General features: G+C 70.3%; 10 protein-coding genes and 1 pseudogene. 3 read left to right on the forward strand and 8 right to left on the reverse strand.

Annotated features, from left to right (window positions below):
- Positions 1-15: 15 nt before the first annotated feature.
- On the forward strand, positions 16-1,452 hold the full coding sequence (locus ACIRSU_RS04645) for an aKG-HExxH-type peptide beta-hydroxylase (protein ID WP_403789172.1): 1,437 nt from the start codon (positions 16-18) through the stop codon (positions 1,450-1,452).
- Positions 1,453-1,697: 245 nt separating this feature from the next.
- Here ACIRSU_RS04645 and ACIRSU_RS04650 read toward each other — a convergent pair whose 3' ends face one another.
- The gene (locus ACIRSU_RS04650; RefSeq protein ID WP_403789174.1) at positions 1,698-2,636 is read right to left on the reverse strand and encodes an alpha/beta fold hydrolase; all 939 of its coding nucleotides are present in this window, start codon (positions 2,634-2,636) and stop codon (positions 1,698-1,700) included.
- A 122-nt stretch (positions 2,637-2,758) separates the two neighbouring features.
- Here ACIRSU_RS04650 and ACIRSU_RS04655 point away from each other — a divergent pair, with 122 nt between their 5' ends.
- A complete protein-coding gene (locus ACIRSU_RS04655) occupies positions 2,759-3,394 on the forward strand; it encodes a TetR/AcrR family transcriptional regulator (protein ID WP_403789176.1) in 636 nt (211 codons plus the stop codon).
- A gap of 497 nt (positions 3,395-3,891) precedes the next feature.
- Here the strand turns inward: ACIRSU_RS04655 and ACIRSU_RS04660 are convergent, their stop codons facing one another.
- The 3 genes from ACIRSU_RS04660 to ACIRSU_RS04670 all read right to left on the reverse strand — a co-directional run bounded on the left by ACIRSU_RS04660 (position 3,892) and on the right by ACIRSU_RS04670 (position 6,339).
- Positions 3,892-4,518 (reverse strand): hypothetical protein, encoded by a 627-nt coding sequence (locus tag ACIRSU_RS04660; RefSeq protein WP_403789178.1) that lies wholly within the window; start codon positions 4,516-4,518, stop codon positions 3,892-3,894.
- A 477-nt stretch (positions 4,519-4,995) separates the two neighbouring features.
- Positions 4,996-5,451 (reverse strand): DUF3237 domain-containing protein, encoded by a 456-nt coding sequence (locus ACIRSU_RS04665; protein WP_403789180.1) that lies wholly within the window; start codon positions 5,449-5,451, stop codon positions 4,996-4,998.
- A 537-nt stretch (positions 5,452-5,988) separates the two neighbouring features.
- Positions 5,989-6,339 (reverse strand): hypothetical protein, encoded by a 351-nt coding sequence (locus ACIRSU_RS04670; protein WP_403789182.1) that lies wholly within the window; start codon positions 6,337-6,339, stop codon positions 5,989-5,991.
- Between the two features lie 85 nt (positions 6,340-6,424).
- Here ACIRSU_RS04670 and ACIRSU_RS04675 point away from each other — a divergent pair, with 85 nt between their 5' ends.
- A complete protein-coding gene (locus ACIRSU_RS04675) occupies positions 6,425-7,018 on the forward strand; it encodes a TetR/AcrR family transcriptional regulator (protein ID WP_403789184.1) in 594 nt (197 codons plus the stop codon).
- A gap of 485 nt (positions 7,019-7,503) precedes the next feature.
- On the opposite strand, the pseudogene ACIRSU_RS04680 reads toward ACIRSU_RS04675, so the two are convergent.
- From ACIRSU_RS04680 to ACIRSU_RS04695, 4 genes and pseudogenes are all read right to left on the reverse strand, one after another.
- Positions 7,504-7,699 (reverse strand): annotated as a pseudogene (locus tag ACIRSU_RS04680) (site-specific DNA-methyltransferase); the annotation flags it as partial.
- 260 nt (positions 7,700-7,959) lie between these two features.
- On the reverse strand, positions 7,960-9,048 hold the full coding sequence (locus ACIRSU_RS04685) for an RICIN domain-containing protein (RefSeq protein ID WP_403789186.1): 1,089 nt from the start codon (positions 9,046-9,048) through the stop codon (positions 7,960-7,962).
- Positions 9,049-9,117: 69 nt separating this feature from the next.
- On the reverse strand, positions 9,118-14,643 hold the full coding sequence (locus tag ACIRSU_RS04690; RefSeq protein WP_403789188.1) for a PA14 domain-containing protein: 5,526 nt from the start codon (positions 14,641-14,643) through the stop codon (positions 9,118-9,120).
- Positions 14,644-15,282: 639 nt separating this feature from the next.
- A complete protein-coding gene (locus ACIRSU_RS04695) occupies positions 15,283-15,657 on the reverse strand; it encodes a recombinase family protein (protein WP_403789399.1) in 375 nt (124 codons plus the stop codon).
- Positions 15,658-15,667: the final 10 nt, after the last annotated feature.

A 15,667-nucleotide genomic window follows, 5' to 3' on the forward strand; every position in this document is an offset into this window, starting at 1 on the left:
TGCACGTTGTCGCCGTTGTACACACAGATAGACAGAATCCTGGGAGCGGACCCGCACTTCGGCGCCGCCGACGCGATCGAGGCCAGGAACATCGCGCGCTACCGGCTGGGCCTGACGGTGCTCGCCCGCCGGTTCCCCGACGCGGCCGACCGGTTCGAGCGGCTCGGCAAGGCCGACGACGCCGCGCTGCGCCCGTTCCTCTACGACCCGGTGCTGAGGAACGCCTTCGAGGACGACCTGCTCGCCCTGGAGAACCACCGGGACGACCCGAGCGAGTTCGCGTCACACCTCGCGGAGGTCGACCTCGACGCCGAGGACGGGCTGGGGCCGTGCGAACGCCTCATGACTCCGCGCCGACGCCCCTGGGCGAGCCGTGGCGTCGGCTGGGTGTGGACGGAGGTCGAGCCGGGCTCGGCCGGACTCCCGCTCGCCCGGCGGCTGGAGGAGCTCAAGGACGGGACCTTCTCCGACATGCGCGAGGCTCGCCGGATCAGCCCTGACGAGGAGCTGCTCGCGGGACTCTCCCGGGGCGCCGAACTCCTGGCCGAACTGCTGCCGTACGCCGGGTCGGGGGTCTTCCCGCACATCTCGCTGGTGGGTCTGGCCCGGGCCGAGAGCGACGACGGTGAGCTGTACTCGCTCTCCGGCGGCGATCCGCTGCCCTCGGCTCTGTTCATCGCACCGGAGCACCTGCGCGATCCGTGGATGACCGCGGAGATCCTGCTGCACGAAGGACTGCATCTCAAGCAGTTCGACGTCCTGCGCACCGGCTCGCTCGTCGCCGACCCGGGCCACGAGATCCAGATTCCCTGGCGGCTGACCCCGTGGTCGCTGACCCGGGTGCTGGCCGCGCTGCACGTGTACGCGCACATGGTGCTGTTCTTCGCGGCGGCGGGCGAGGCCCCTGCCGGACTCCGCGAGCGCTTCGGTGAGCCGCCGGTCACCGAGGACGTCGGCGTGCCCACCCCGGGCAGCCGGGCCGCGGTGGAGGGCGGGTACACCACGAGCGCCGAACGGGCCGCCTACCTCGGGCAGCAGGCACTCGAGGTACACGGCGAGGCACTGACACCGGCCGGACGGCGCTTCGTCGAATGGCTGATGGACGCCGCCGCCTCCCTGGCGCCTTCCGTACGGACGAAGGCCGCCCGGGAGCCCGTCGCGAGCTCCGCTCCGCACGTGCCGCAGCCGGATCCGCGCGGCTACCGCAAGATCGAGCCGGTCGCCGTCTGCCCCCTGCCGGAGCAGGGCCAGCTGCTGGCCTTCGCCCCTGACACCGCGAAGTTCCACTGGCTCAACCAGCACGCCTGGCTGATCTACGCCCTCTGCGACGGCCGCGAACTCGCCGCGATCCAGGAGCAGTACGCCCAGCACGCGGGCTCCGACCCCGCCGGACTGGCAACCGGCCTCGCGGGCCTGGTCGCAGCCGGCCTCGTCGAACCCGCCATCGGCTGAGCCGGACGTACGACGTCCCCGGCGCCGGCGCCGCACGCATCGTCGGCGCCGGCGCAGGCGGTGGCGGAGGCGGTGGCGGTGACGGTGGCGGTGACGGTGACGGTGGCGGTGACGGTGGCGGTGGCGCGCCGGGCAGGCCGACTACGCGGCCGGCCTCGGCTACGACCACCTGATCTCCCGCGCCGACCTCCCCGACCCGCTCGCCGACGAGCGGTTCGACGGCATCCTCTCCTCCTGCCGTAGCCCTACGCTTCGACCGGAGCAGGGTCGCGGGAGTCGACGTCCTCCATGAAGGACAGCATTCGGGCGTTGACCACGTCGGGGTGGTCGATCTGCGGGCCGTGCCCCGTCGCGGTGACGATCTCGGCGCGGGCGCCGGTGACGAGGCGCGGTACGCGTTCCAGCTGCCGCTTGGGGTGTACGAGCAAGCTGTGCTTGCCCATGATGACGTAGAGCGGGGTCCGGATGGACCGCAGCGCATCCTCGGTCAGCGGCAGCGGTGCGGGGCGGCGGATCCGGTACGCGCGGGCGCCGAGCCGGACCCACGTGCGCATCTCGGGTACGTCGATGACCGGCTGGTCCAGCCACTTGGCGAGCCGGGGACGCAGTGCCTTCGGGGCGAAGGTGGCGAACAGGCTCACGAAGATCCAGGCGAAGAAGCGCAGACCGACCTTCTCCAGGCCGCCGGGGTCGAGGGCGGTGACCGAGGCGAGCCGTCCGGGCCGCCGGTGGGCCTGGTTGAGCACCAGCCAGCCGCCGTAGGAGGAGCCGACGAGGTGGACCCGGTCGAGGCCGAGCGCGGCGAGGGCCTCGTCCATCCACTGCGCGGCACGCTCGGGCTGCCACATGGGCTCGCGGTGGACGCTGCGGTTCGCGTCGCCGGGGGTGTCGAGGGCGTACACGGGGCGGTCGAGGCTGAGGCCGGGGGTGTTGGGGTACCACATGGCCGAGCTGTACCCGGCGCCGTGTATCAGGACGATCGGGGTGCGGGACTCGCCGGCGGGGTCCGAGGGCCCGTAGCGATAGACGTGGGTCGTGCCGAAGCTGGTCTCCACGTCCGTCTCGGAGCGGGCGGGTGCCCCCATCGAGTACAGAACGTCGGCGGCTGCGAAGTAGCGGTCGCGCAGGGTGTCGTTGACGAAGCGGCCGACATCGCGGCGGGCGCGGGCGGTGTTCTCGGGCACGGCGGCACCTCCTGTGAGGATCCGGTGTTCGTGGTACGACCGTATCACTCATGTGGTACATCGGTATCATGAAGGGGTCCGGGTTGCGGAGCGCGAACCAACCATCGACAGGCGGAGACGGAATGCCGAAGCGCGTGGATCACGAGGAGCGGCGCGCCCAGATCGCCGAGGCGCTCATACAGGTGGCGGGGCGCCGGGGGCTGCACGCCGTCGGCATGCGGGACGTGGCGGCGGAGGCCGGCGTGTCGCTCCGGCTCGTGCAGTACTACTTCGAGACCAAGGAGAGGCTGCTCTTCTACGGCCTCCGGCACCTGACCGACCGCTTCACCGCGAGGGTGAGTGCCCGCCTGGCCGCCGCCGGCCCCGACCCGGGCCCGCGCGCCACGGTGGAAGCGCTGTTGCTGGCCTCGCTGCCGACCGACGAGGAGAGCCGGACGTTCCACCTGCTGTACAGCTCCTACGCGATCCTGTCCGTGACCGACGAGGCGCTGGCCGCGCAGCCCTTCATCGACAACCCCGACGCCGCGGAGAACGCCCTGGCCGGACTCCTCGAACAGGCGCAGAGGGCCGGCCTGGCCGACCCGGACACGGACGCGCGGACGGAGGCGATCAGCCTGCTCGCGATGGCGGCGACCATGGGCACCAGCATCCTCGTGGGCCAGCGGAGCCCGGAGGCGGCGACCGCAGTACTCCATCACCACCTGGACCGGATCTTCGCGACGGCCCGGGCGTCCGAGGCGGGAGCGGGATCGAACTGACGTGTCACGAAGCCCCGCTCGGGCGAGGCCTCGGCGGCCTCCACCCGCGGCAGACGGCGCACTCCGAGCACGCATTTCCGCAGCCGCCGCACGGCCGGTCGATCTCCTCCACGGTGGTGCCGCGCGCCTTTCTCCCGTTTCGCCGGAGCGTGAGGGGAATGCTGATCGGCTCAACCAGCCCAGGAAGCTCAACCGCACCTGGCGCTGCGGGGTTGTCCTTGTTCGTGCCCGCCAACCTCCGCTAAGACAACCCTCAGAATAGTCACGAGCGCTGTCCGGGCGACCTTGGCGCCAGGCCGAGGCCCGGGTGTGGTTCGGCCCACGATCCCACGCGCAACTCCTTCTTTTCTACTTCCAGTTCGACACGGATCGCCCTGCTGCTCGAGTACTTCCGGCAGGACTTCCTGATCCCGCGCTGCTCATTCAGGCCGGTGGCCGCTTCCAGGGCCAAAGCCATCACCGGCAGCGGTCCCGTCGCCGGAAGCTCGAACGGGCTGCTACCCGTCCCGCCAGGCACCCACGGTCCAGAAGACCGCGAAGCCTGTCCACACGATGGCGAACACCCAGACCACGGGGTGGCCGCCGAACAGTGCCATGAAGCCGAGCCAGCCCACCCCGACGGCCACGAACAGCAAGCCGAAGTTGGGGAAGGCGAAGAGGCCGGAGAGGCGCCCGCTCACCAAGGCCCAAGCACCGGCCGCCAGGATCAGGCAACCCAACGCGAGCCACGGGAGAACCGCCTGCTGCGAGGAGGGCGCGTAGGAGTCGATGTGGCCGCGAACCCTCAGCTCCACGACGTCCCCCTGCCACAGCCGGACTTCGGCGTGATCACCCTTCCTGGCGTCGTCGTACGTCTCCGACGCCACGCCCAACCAGGTTGTACTGCCTGGCCGTTGGACCTTCAGGTCGTAAAACGTCGTACAGGTCGTACCGCCGCCTCCGCCGCCGGCGGTGGTCACCCCGCCGGCCGTCACACCGCCGGTGGCGCCGCCGGCGGTGTTCATCCCGCCTCCGGCAGTGATGCCTCCGGTGGTGGCGCCTCCCGTCGTACCGCCGCTCGTGCCGTTGGACGTGCAGCGCTCACCCGTCCGCCGGTCGAGCACCGTGCCCGCCTCGCGCCGCACGCACCGTTCCCCCTCTTCCCCGTCCCCGCTCCGGCCCTCGCCCTGGCAGACCGGTGAGTCGCGGTACTCCGTGGTCGCTCCGTAGCCTTCAGCGACCTGCTGACCGCAGAACAGGACGCCCCACCCGGCCGCGAGGACGAGCAGTCCCCGTAACCAGTGGGGCAGCCGCCCGCGGTACCAAGCGTTGCCGTACCCCCTGCTCTTCACCCAGCTGTAATCCCCGTTCGTTGAACTCTCATGCGTTAGCCCCGCCACGGAATGTTGCGCAAGAGCCAGAACCGGGCAGGCTGGAATTCCGACCCGCCGCTGTCGGAGCGCCGGGCGTCAGGTCCAGCCGCCGCAGAGCTTCTCTGGCGGTGGACGTTCTCGGCCTGGTCATCGCGGTCGTCGTTCTCGCCGCGAACGCCCACCACAACACCGCAGGCATCAATGTGCGGCGGTCAGGTCACGGAGTAGAAGCGGATGGCGACTTCGGAGTCATCTCCGGGCGAGGCCGATGAAGACGGTGCGGGCGAGCCAGAGATGGGCGGGGGCGGCGGTGCGGAAGACGGGGGAGGTTCTGTAGTACACACCTGCCTCGGACACCTGCAGGGCGCCGTCGTACTGAGCGGGGGCCGTCGGGTCGTCCTCGTGGTAGTAACCGCGGTTGGTGATGTCGATGACCGCACCGTCATCGGCTTGAAGGAGGTACCGGGCATCGAGCTGGTAGACGCCGCCGCGTCTGTCGCACCAGTCGCCGCCACCGGCCAGGACAGTGCCGCGCAGGCGGGGGCCATCGACACTGCCGCCGGTGATGGGAATGTACTCGGTGACTTCGCCGGCACCGTGCCCGATGTGCAGGGAGGGCGCGAGGAAGGCACGGACCTCGAAGGCGAAGCCGAGGGCGGGGGTGAAACCCGGCCCGACGACGGTCTGCGGCTCTGGGGCAATCACGGCACTCCCTAAAGGATGCGGGGCTGGCCTGGCGGTATGGCAGATCGTAGACAAGTCATGCCCAGCCCGGTCAACGGTGTTGACATAGCACCGCTCTGCAGCGTTGCGACTCAGCAGCCGTCGACCACACCGCACAGGGCAGAAGCCTCAGACCTTTCCGCCTCGGGCCGGTGCTCCGTACTTCTCGGTCCTCCCCGGGTTTCGACGCGAATCCCCCGCCCCCTGCCCGGACATGACGAAGCCGTCCGTCGGCGTGACCACTCACGCCGACGGACGGCTTCGCAACGACCTCACCCTGCTGCCCACCGAGGCGGCCCGGAGATCACGGGTTACCGTCCACCCCCGGCGTATCGACCCGCCGCGTAGTCGACACGACTGACGGGGCGCCCCATCGGCTCGGCCCTGCTCGACGATGCCGGAACGCGACCGTGTGCACGGCGGCCATGCCGGCGGCCTCCCCGCGGCGCAGGTCCACGACCGGCCGGGGCCCGGCTGCGGACGGTCCAGTTGGCGGTGGCCACGGGGGCCCCTCCGCGCTCAGGCCGATCCGGCGCGGCTGCGCAGCTCCTCGAGACGGCGCAGCGCGGTCTGCCGCTCAGCCTGGAACCGGCCGACGCGGGCCTGGGTGAGGGCGGTCCAGTGGTCGACGGACTCCCGGGCGTGGTCGAGCGCTTCGGCAAGCCGGCCCTGGGCGGCCAGTTCGTCCCGGTCGCGGTCGGCTTCCTCAGCATGCCGCAGCAGCGCCTGAGTCGGGTCCTCGGAGGAGTTCGGGGCAGCTTCTGCGCGGGCGGCCTGCCGGCGGCGGCGCGCGGCGCCGGCGTATCCGGCCAGGGCGATCAGCCCACCGGTGAGGGCGGCGGAGACAAGCTTCATCAACAGATCATCCATGGTCGCAGTATGGTCCGGCGACCCATCATTGTGGAGATTGTTTCTAGAAAAATATTTCAGTTCTTGATGCGCCTATACTCCCTCCATGGCAAAGCAGTCCCGTGGCGAGGCCACCGTCGAACGCCTCCTGACCGCGGCACTGGAGGTGTTCGCCACGTCGGGGCAGGCCGGGTTCACCGTCAACGCGGTGACGAAGGCGAGCGAGGTCAGCCTGGGCAGCCTGTACCACCACTTCGGCAGCTTCGACGGCCTGGCGGCGGCGCTGTACGGGCACTGTCTGGGGCAGACGTACACGGCGGCGCTCGCCTCCGTCGACCGGGCCCGGACCGCCCGTACCGGTATCCGGGCGTTCGTGACGACGTACCTGCGCTTCATCCAGGAGAACCCGGCCGTGGCCCGCTACCTGCACGGCTCGGCGTACTCCAGCTATCTGGCCGTCGACGCCGACCGGGCCCGCGGTGTCGAACCGGACCACTTCCCCCGGGTCGCCGACCACCTGCGGCGCTGGGTCGACTCGGGCGAGATCGCACCCCTCCCCGGCCCGCTGTTGGAGGTCCTGGTCGTCGGCCCGGTCGCGGTGGCCGCCCACCGCTGGCTCGCCACCCCGGAGGACATCGACCTCAACACGGCGGCCCGGATTCTGTCGGACCGCATCTGGGCGTCCGTCCGGGCCGAGTAGGCCATGTCGCAGGCGATCGCGCCAGGAGCACGTCAGCGGCCAGTGACCTCCAGTCGGACGAAGGGGATCTGCTCGCCCGCGGCGCGGAAGTCAGGAGCGGAGCCGTCGACGGCGAAACCCATGAACGCACAGCGCCCGTTCGGCGAGTGCGTGTCGGCCGACGTGGTCGACCATGAGCCGGCCGGGGAAAGTCCGCCAGCCGGAAGCCGATTCGCACTTCCGGCGTTGGCCCGCGACCTGCCTGGGCTGCCGCCTTGCGGTCAGCCAGGTTCGCCGGACAACCACACAGCGATCCACGTGCGCCCGCCGGCTCCCAAAAGTCGAGTTCCATCGCAGCCATGGAAGTTCTCGCCATTCCGAGCGTCACCATGCGAAGCGAGACAGCTTCCCGTCCATATAGCAAGACAACCCGCTTCCGGTGAAGAGGTCGAGGACGGCGCCGCCTTCGGGGCAGACCTGTACGAGCTGCCGCATGATCCCGACGGGATTCCCGTCAGCCAGGAGCGGTAGGAGCGCTGGTCGCGGTTCTCACCGGGGAAGTTGGCGAGGCCGTGGGTGCTGTTGCTGGTGACGTAATTGGCGCGCGGCCCGTCCGATGCGTTCCGAGCTCGTATGGCCGCCGGGGTTGTACGGCGGGTCGGTGATCACGGCGTTGACTCTTTCGTCCGGAAGGGACTTCAGGGGCCTCTCTCAGGGCATGGCGGAGCTGGGCCCGCCGCAGTCGACAAGCCGTCACATCCGGTGCCCAACACGCGAGCCGCCCACCTCGGCACTTCTCCAAGACCCTGGGCCGTGGTCTGCGCGTGGACGGCGGCCACGTCACCGGGCGCCGCAGCTGACGGCGCCCTTGAACGCCGAGAGCTCCTGGGATCGCATTGCCGAGTCCCAGGAGCCGTCGGCTCGCTTTCTTGCCGCTGCGCCTTCCGCTGCCCCCTTCGGGGTCAGACTCCGGCGCAGTTGGTGAACGTCGTCCGGGTGCGGGCGCTGTAGATGCTCGCACCGCCGTTGACGTCGTACTTGAGGGGCACCGTGATGGTGTCGTCGGCGGTCCAGGGGAAGCCCTGGGTGTCGAAGGTCCAGGTGCCGGTTGCCTTGGTGGCCAGTTCGGACAACGTGACCCACCCGTACTGGCGCGGGGGCACGCTCACGGTCAGCTTGTTGCCCATTTCCTGCTTGAGGTCCAGGGTGGTTGCGCCGTTGACCTCGGCCGTGACGGTGAGCTCGAGCTTGGCGACGCCGATGTCGCCGCTCACCTGGAGGCTTCCTCCCAGTTTGAAGCCGATGGTGTTGGTCCACCCCGTGGTCGTGTTCAGCGTGAACTCCCACGGGATCGTGGTCGAGGTGTCGTTGAACCAGATCGGGGAGACGCACGTTTCCGGCAGCGTGAACGGCGGTGTCTGGCTGGTCGTGGACCACGAGCAGGTCGCGGTGTCCTTGTTGCACCGGGCGGCCGCGTAGTCCACGGCCGTGTTCCACGCCGTCTGGTAGACCGAGGTGGGCACCGTCCACTGCTGGTACGGCGTGTTGTCGCAGCGGTAGGTGTACACCCAGTTGTCGGTGGCGGGAGGTATCTGGACGGTCAGGCAGGTGTTGTCGCCGACCTGGCGGATCCTGAAGGCCTTCTTCGCCGATCCGTCGATCGGTTGGAAGTACCACTGTTCGGACGTGCGTCCGTCACAGGGCTGTTGCCGCAGTTGGTAACGGGCCGTGGTCAGATCCATGCACTTGCCGGTGGTGGTGTTGACGATGGCGAACCCCGAGCCGAAGGTGGTGCCCGTGTTGATGCGCCACGTGGTGGCGGACCCCGGCGCCGGGTTGACGGAGATGGCCGCGTTGTCCTCGTAGTCTCCGTTCTGGACGTCCAGCAGCTTTCCGTTGCTGACGTTGGTGAACGTCAGCTGGACCAGTGCGGCGTCGGCCGGAGCGGTGCCGGCCCCCATGGCTGCGCCCAGCATCGCGGCGATGACGAGCGCCGCCCGCCACAGCGATCTTCTCTTTCTGGCTCTGGTTCTGGTGGTGGATCTGGTCACGCGCCTGGTCCTTTCGTGATGCGTCTACCGGTCGAACGACGGGCGGCCGAGGATTCGGACGGTGTTCCGCTACCTTCTGAACTTCCTCCACACGTTCGTTGCCTTGCCTCCCAGCCACATGGCCCCGGCGCTGGCGGTCACCGCCGCGTTGAGGCCCAACGGATCAAGGTCGTGACCGGCGTCGGTGAGGGCCTTCATCCCCTGCACTGGTGCGCTGGTCTGAGCCCTGGTCGCCTCGGCCCCTGCTTTGTGCTCCCCGACGGTGTCGACCGTTCGCTTTTCCCCCCCGCCGTTGAGTTGGCACAAGGGGCACTCCTTCACGGGGTTGTTCGGGTGCAGGGGGCACGCGGCGTTGTGGACGAGGAGGGAGTTGGCGCCGGCTCGGACGTGGTAGGTGTGGATGCCGCTGACGCTGAGGTTGTAGACGGTCTGGTCGGCGACCTCACCGCGGTCGTGGATCGTGGTGACCCGTAGGGGCTCGACGCTCGACGGGTCACGGACCAGGTCGCCGGTCCTGAGGTCCCCGGCGTCCACCCAGCCGCGGCCGTGGACCCAGAAGGGGTGGCCGGCGGTGGCGGTGATCGTCGCCGCTCCGGAGCCCTCGACGCCGATGTCGATCAGGTGCTTGGTGCCGTGGCCGACGATGACTCCCGCGACGGGCTCGCCGACCGTGACATCGGTGGCCGGGTCGGTGGCCTTGACCTGTTCGCCCGGTTGGATCTCGCTGATCGGCTTCATGTTGCCGTCGGCCATCTCCACCAGGGTGTCCGGGGAGAACGAGTTGCACTTCTCGACGGCCGTGGCGGCCTTGCCCAGGGTCGAGGCCTCCTTGGCGGCGCTCTTGGCCACCGCTCCGGCGAGTTTGCCGCCGGGGATCATGCCGAGCGCGTCCGCGGCCGCGGCGGCCTTGTTGCCCTGGGCGAGTTGGCCGGCCGCGGCCAGCCCTGAGGACACCGTCCCGACCGGGCCGGGTACGTAGGCCACCACCTCGGCCGCGGTGGTGGCCACGTGCACCACCGACTTCCAGGAGAACGTCCCCGCCAGATCCAGTCCGTTGACGGGGTCGGCGTTGACGTAGTCGTAGTCGTTGGCCGATCCGCCCGCCACCGGGTCCATCTGTAGGAACCGGCCCAGTACCGGCAGGTAGATGCGGGCGCCCATCTCGATGGCCTGCTGGCCGGCCAGGTGCTCCACCGGCCGTTCGTGCTGGCCCAGCCACCCGAAGTCCATGCCGCCGGCCGCGGTGGCCGGGATCGGGATGTCGGCGAACGCGCCGGTGGCGGGGTCGATGTTCTGGCCGAACGGGTCGTACAGGTGCAGGGCACCGGTGCGGGCGCCGGTGCCGTCGGCGGTGAACAGCACGTCGCCGTGGATGTTGGGGTACGACCAGTTGGTGGTGGCGGCCCGGTCGTAGCTCTTGGTCAGCAGTACGCCGCCGGGCAGGGACACGATCCGCTGCAGCAGGGCGCCGTCCTTGTCCAGGACCAGGTCCGCGTCGTCGTGCCCGGAGGTGTACGAGTAGCGGGTCGTCCCGTTCTGCGACATGTCGGCGGCACCGGTGACGGTCCGGCTGGTCAGCCGGTCGGCCGGGTCTCGGGTGTAGGAGATGGCGGTGCCAGTCGCGGTGGTGGTGGAGACGTGGCGCTTGGTGGAGTCGTACCCCAGGGTGTCGCCGCCGACCTTCGAGGTGTTGCCGCGGGCGTCGTAGGCGAACGCCAGCGCGAGGCCGCCGCTGGTCGAGGTCAGCCGGTCGGTGGCGTCGTAGCAGTAGCGGGTGGTGACCGCGGCGGCGCCGTCGCGGCTGTCGGTGGACGCGGTGCGGTTGGTGTTCAGCCCGGCGTTCCCGGCGGGCCCGCATCCGTCGGCCGGATCGAACCGGTAGGTGAGCCGGTGGTGCGGGACGGTCGCGGCGACGAGCCGGCCGATCGCGTCGTAAGTGTAGGAGTAGGCCGCGCTGTTCTTGCCGTCCTCCGTGACCGCCTCGTCGGTGATGCGGTTGTCCCGGGAGCGGGTGACGGTGTCGACCACGGTGGACGCCACGGTCTTCCACGTCAGCGCCGTGGGCTTGCCGGCGTCGTTGCGGGTCAGCGCGTCCAGGCGGGATCCGTTGCCGTACGCGACCGTGGCCAGTTCTGCAGCGGTGGTGTAAGTGGGGGTGGCGACGACGGTGCCGTCGACCTTGACCGTGACCAGCTGGTTGGCGGCGTTCCAGGCGTAGGACACGGTGCTGGACACGCCCTTGACCGTGGTCGTGTCGGTGGTCAGCCGGCCGACCTGGTCGTAAGTGGAGACCGAGGTGACGCCGTTGGCGTCCGTGTAGGCCACCTCCTGGCCGAGCAGGTCGATCACGGTGGTGATCGAACCGCTCGCATCGCCGATCTTCGAGACGAGGGGATCACCGCCGACCGCGTAGTCGTAGGTGACCGTGCGCGCAGGCTGGCCGCCGAAGGCCGGGAAGACCCTCTTGGTCACCTGCCCTCGCGCGTCGTAGCTGGTGCAGCTCCACGGTTCGTCGTTGACACGCGCGGCGACGATGCGACCGGCCTCGTCGTAGACCGTCTCGCTGGTGAGCGCCGGCCCGCTGCCCGGCTTGGCGCCGGTGACCGTCTTGGTCATGCCGCCCTGGTTGGCGGCCGGGGCGTTCGGGTCGCACGGGTTGGCGCGGGTCTCGTTGTCGCCGTAGTAGCTGGTGGTGCCTCGCCGGTCGGGGTTGGTGACGTCGCCGGCCGGTAACGCCTCGGCCAGCTTGCGCAGGTATCCCGTGCCCGGCCGTTCGTAGGTGGAGCGGGCGGTGAGGTTGAGGCCGCCGGGGTCGGCCGTCGCGGACACCTGGATCCCGTACACCGGGTCGATGCCCGCGGCCGGGTCGGAATAGCCTGTCGCACCGTGCTTGGACGGCGCCCGTTCCGTGTCGCCGCCGGAGGTGTCGTCCGTAGTTGTGCCCGTCGCCCAGCCGTAACGGGGCGCGAGCTTCGTCCCGGGCACCGGGACCGGGGCGCCGGCGCCGGGCGGGGTCCAGGTGAAGGCCAGTGCCCCGGTCGTGCCGGAGCGGTTGTAGTAGTCGACGCGCACACGGTGCCAGCTGCCGGCCGTGGCGTTGGTGTACGTGCCGGTGACCGCGGTGGAGGACTTGTCGCCCCAGCTGTCGACGGTCAGGACGTCGTCGACCCACAGGCGGACCCCGTCGACCGCGGTGAACCCGAGGCCGTAGTCCCCGGCGGCGGGGAACTGCATCTCACCGGTGAACCGGCCCGACCAGCCACCGGTGTTCGCCACCGGCGGGCTCGCTCCCCACGACCGTGACAGCGCCCCGTCCGCAGTACCGACCCCGGTGGCGAACTCCCGCGGCACCCCCGACAGCTCGGGGTTGTCGTAGAAGGCGGCCGACAGCCCCGCCAGTCCCTCGTCGTACGTGGTGCGGGTGTGCGGCACCTTCGCCGCGCACGCGGGTGTCGGGATCTGTCCGTCGAAGCAGGACGTCGGTGCGGGCCCGTATTTGTCGACGGGCCGGTCTGCGTGGTCGTAGACCGTGGTGGAGCGCCGGCCGGCGCTGTCCACCGACGCGGTGGCCTGGTCCTTCGCGTTCCACTCCGCGGAGATGCTCGCCCCGGTGAAGTCCGTGCTGACCAACGCGCGGCCGGCGTCGTCGTAGGTCACGGTGCGGGAACGGGTGGAGTCGTACACCCCGGCCAGCGCCACGGTGGCCTGCTTGCGCTCGAGGTAGTACTGGTAGAAGTGCTCGGCCCGCTTCGCGCTCGAACGGCCGTCCGGAGCCGGGGCCAGGACCTGCACGGCGCGCTGGACCGGCGGTTCCTGGGGCTGCTCGATCACGGCGTCGTAGCCGATCACCGTACAGGCGGCGGCGACGTCACCGGTGTTGGTGCAGCCGTTCTCCTCGGACGGGGCCTGGTGGGCCACCCAGTCGTAGGCCAGGCTGCCGCGGAGGGTGGCCAGCGGACCGATGCTGTCCAGGGCCTTCTGCTTCTCCTCCTCGTTGTCACCCGCCTGGTCGTAGCGCTGCTTGGCCGAGGCGCGGCCCACGTAGTCGAAGTCCTGCATGACCGCGCCGGGGTTCTCGATCCGGGCCAGGGTGCCCATCTGGTACCACAGCCGGGTCTCGGTGCCGTCCCAGTACCGGATCCGGCACAGCATCTGCGCCGGAGCCGGATCCGAGCCCGGCGGGCGGGTGACCCCGCCGTAGCAGCTGTCGCTGCCGTCGGTGTTGTAGAAGAGCCGGTGCGACCGGCCGGAGACCGGGTCCTTGATCTGGGTCAGCCGCGGCGGCGTCCCGCTGTAGAGGTACTGCAGGGCCGCGGGCTTCTTGCCGTCGAGGACCGATTCCACCGCGGCCAGCGTGCCGTCGGGGTTGAACACCGACACCGTCTCGCCCTCGGTGACCGTGACCCGGCCCTGGCCGTCGAAGGCGAGCACACCGTCCTCGTTCGCCGGCGGGGTGAAGCCGCCCGCGGAGACCTTGGCCCAGGTGTGCTTGCCGCCGGCGGAGTCGGTGAGCACCACCGAGCCGTCCAGCATCTCGGCGTGGCTGTAGCCGCTGGACTGCGCCGACAGCGTCCACCCGGCCGGCAGCGACTGCGAGTCCGCGGAGAAGAGCCACTCCGTCGGTACTATCCGCGGTTCGAGGTTGTGACTGCGCTGGTCATCGGCGCCGACGCTGCTCTTGGCCCAGAGCACCATACGGGGACGCTGGTCGGTGTGGTGGTACAGCTCGACGCGGAGCGGCACCAGCTGACCCGCCTTCAGCGCGACTTCGCTGTTCTGGTGCGGGCCGGGCAGCAGGAAGTCGTCGCCGGGGTCGGCGGCGTCGGGATTGTCGTACACCAGCTTGTCGCCCAGCCAGACCCGCGCACCGTCGGTGTGCGCGCCGCCGAACCGGAAGTCGCCGGTGACCGGGGCCTTGAACAGGCCCTCCCAGCGCACGACGAACCAGTTCTTGTCCAGCGCCGGCGGCATCGGGTTGTCCCGCCACGGCAGGTTCTCCGGGTTGCCGGTCCACGTGGTGCCCCAGTCCAGGTTGACCTGCGACTCGCCGCGCACCATCACCGGGATCGCGTCCGGGGTACCCGCGTGCCGCGGGTCGTTGAAGTACGAGGCGCGCACACCGTGCGGGGCGCCCTGCCGGGAGTTGTAGGCGAAGCTCACGCCGGCCGATCCGCCGACGGTCTGGAACGCCGGCCCGGCGGCCTCGACGTGCGCGTTGCCGTTGAACAGGTTGACCGTCACAGGGCCCAGGTGGTCGGTGGGCGCCGGTCCCGGATCTCCCACCCGCTGGTTGACCGTGAAGTGCCCGACCCACAAGGGCGCCGTCGCCTCCGTGCCGCCGGACATCGCGGTGGCGGCCGTCCAGGTGTAGCGGCCGCCGTCGTGCAACACGTGCTTGGGGACCGTCCACTGCGGCTGATCGAGGCACCCGGAGTCCACCACACTGCCCGAACGGCCGTCGAACCCGGTGGAGATCTTGAAGCAATACAGCACGCCGTCACCGGCCGCGGCCACCTGCAGCACGGGTGTCTCCGAGCCCACCACCGCGCCATCGACAGGCGAGACCAGACTGGTCTGCGGTGCAGCGTCCGCCACCAGCGCTCTTCTGCGCGCGTCGGACCGGGGATGCTTGCCCGTGGCCAAGGGCGCGAAGTCGGCCTTCGGCTGCCTCGGCTCGGCCCGCGGGCCCGGCTTGCCTGCCGACGGAATCGACAGGATCGGCAGGTTCCGGGGCACCTTCCTCGCCACCGCTGCCGCGGACGCCGTCGGCACGGCCGCAAGTTGCGCCAGCGCCACCACCATTACCGTAGCCAGCGCGGACACGCTGAACCGCCACCACGACCACGCGGTTAACCGCGCTTTGCCGTTACCCCCGTACACGGCCCCTCCAGGTTTCGACGGTCACCGACACTCACGACCCTGTGGGCCGCGGGCCTGCTGCATGGGCGCCCGGTCGGTTGACCCAGGCGACGACTGATAGCTTGCGGTACCGCTGGTAGCCGGGGAACAGGAGTCGAACACCTTGACCGGGAACCACCGAGCCGTCGGGCCCCGCGGAACCCTTCCCCGGATAGCGGCCACCCCTGCCTGTCAGGGACATGTTCAAGATTGCGCACGTGGGCCCCTTGAAGCGGAGGCGCCGGGCCGCAGGCGCGCGTACCTCCACTTGGCCGGAACGAGGCGGGCCGACGTGGGCCCAAGGGCGCGGAAATCCGTGGACGGACGCGAGGAGGATCACCTGGTGTCTCGTGCTCTGGCCGGCACGCCACTCCACTCGCAGTCCGGCAAGCTGACCGCCTCGGAGTTGATCGCCGAGAGGGCTCTGCGGCGGGATGTCGTGTACCGGCACACCGACCTCATGCAGGACTTGCGAGCCCGTGCGAGGACCCAGAACTCCACGCCGAGGAGCTTGCCCTCGTCGCGCATCTTGTAGCTGGTGTTCAGGCAGTCGACCACGTTGCGACCGAGTCGGTCGACGGCCGCGGCGACGAGCCCGTCGTACTTGCCCGGCTCGTCGCGCAGCCACGGACCGAGCTTGGGACGGGTCATCGGGTCGGTGGCGCCGGACACCTCCCAGTCGTCCGCCCAGTCGATGATGTGCCCGCCGATGGCCGCAGCG

Source organism: Streptomyces sp. NPDC101160, assembly GCF_044768205.1.
Lineage (GTDB): Bacteria > Actinomycetota > Actinomycetes > Streptomycetales > Streptomycetaceae > Streptomyces.

Excerpts from the sequence above, each read along its gene's own strand:
- ACIRSU_RS04655 (WP_403789176.1), top strand. The coding sequence starts at position 2,759 with ATGCCGAAGCGCGTGGATCACGAGGAGCGGCGCGCCCAGATCGCCGAG.
- ACIRSU_RS04670 (WP_403789182.1), bottom strand. The coding sequence starts at position 6,339 with ATGGATGATCTGTTGATGAAGCTTGTCTCCGCCGCCCTCACCGGTGGG.
- ACIRSU_RS04675 (WP_403789184.1), top strand. The coding sequence starts at position 6,425 with ATGGCAAAGCAGTCCCGTGGCGAGGCCACCGTCGAACGCCTCCTGACC.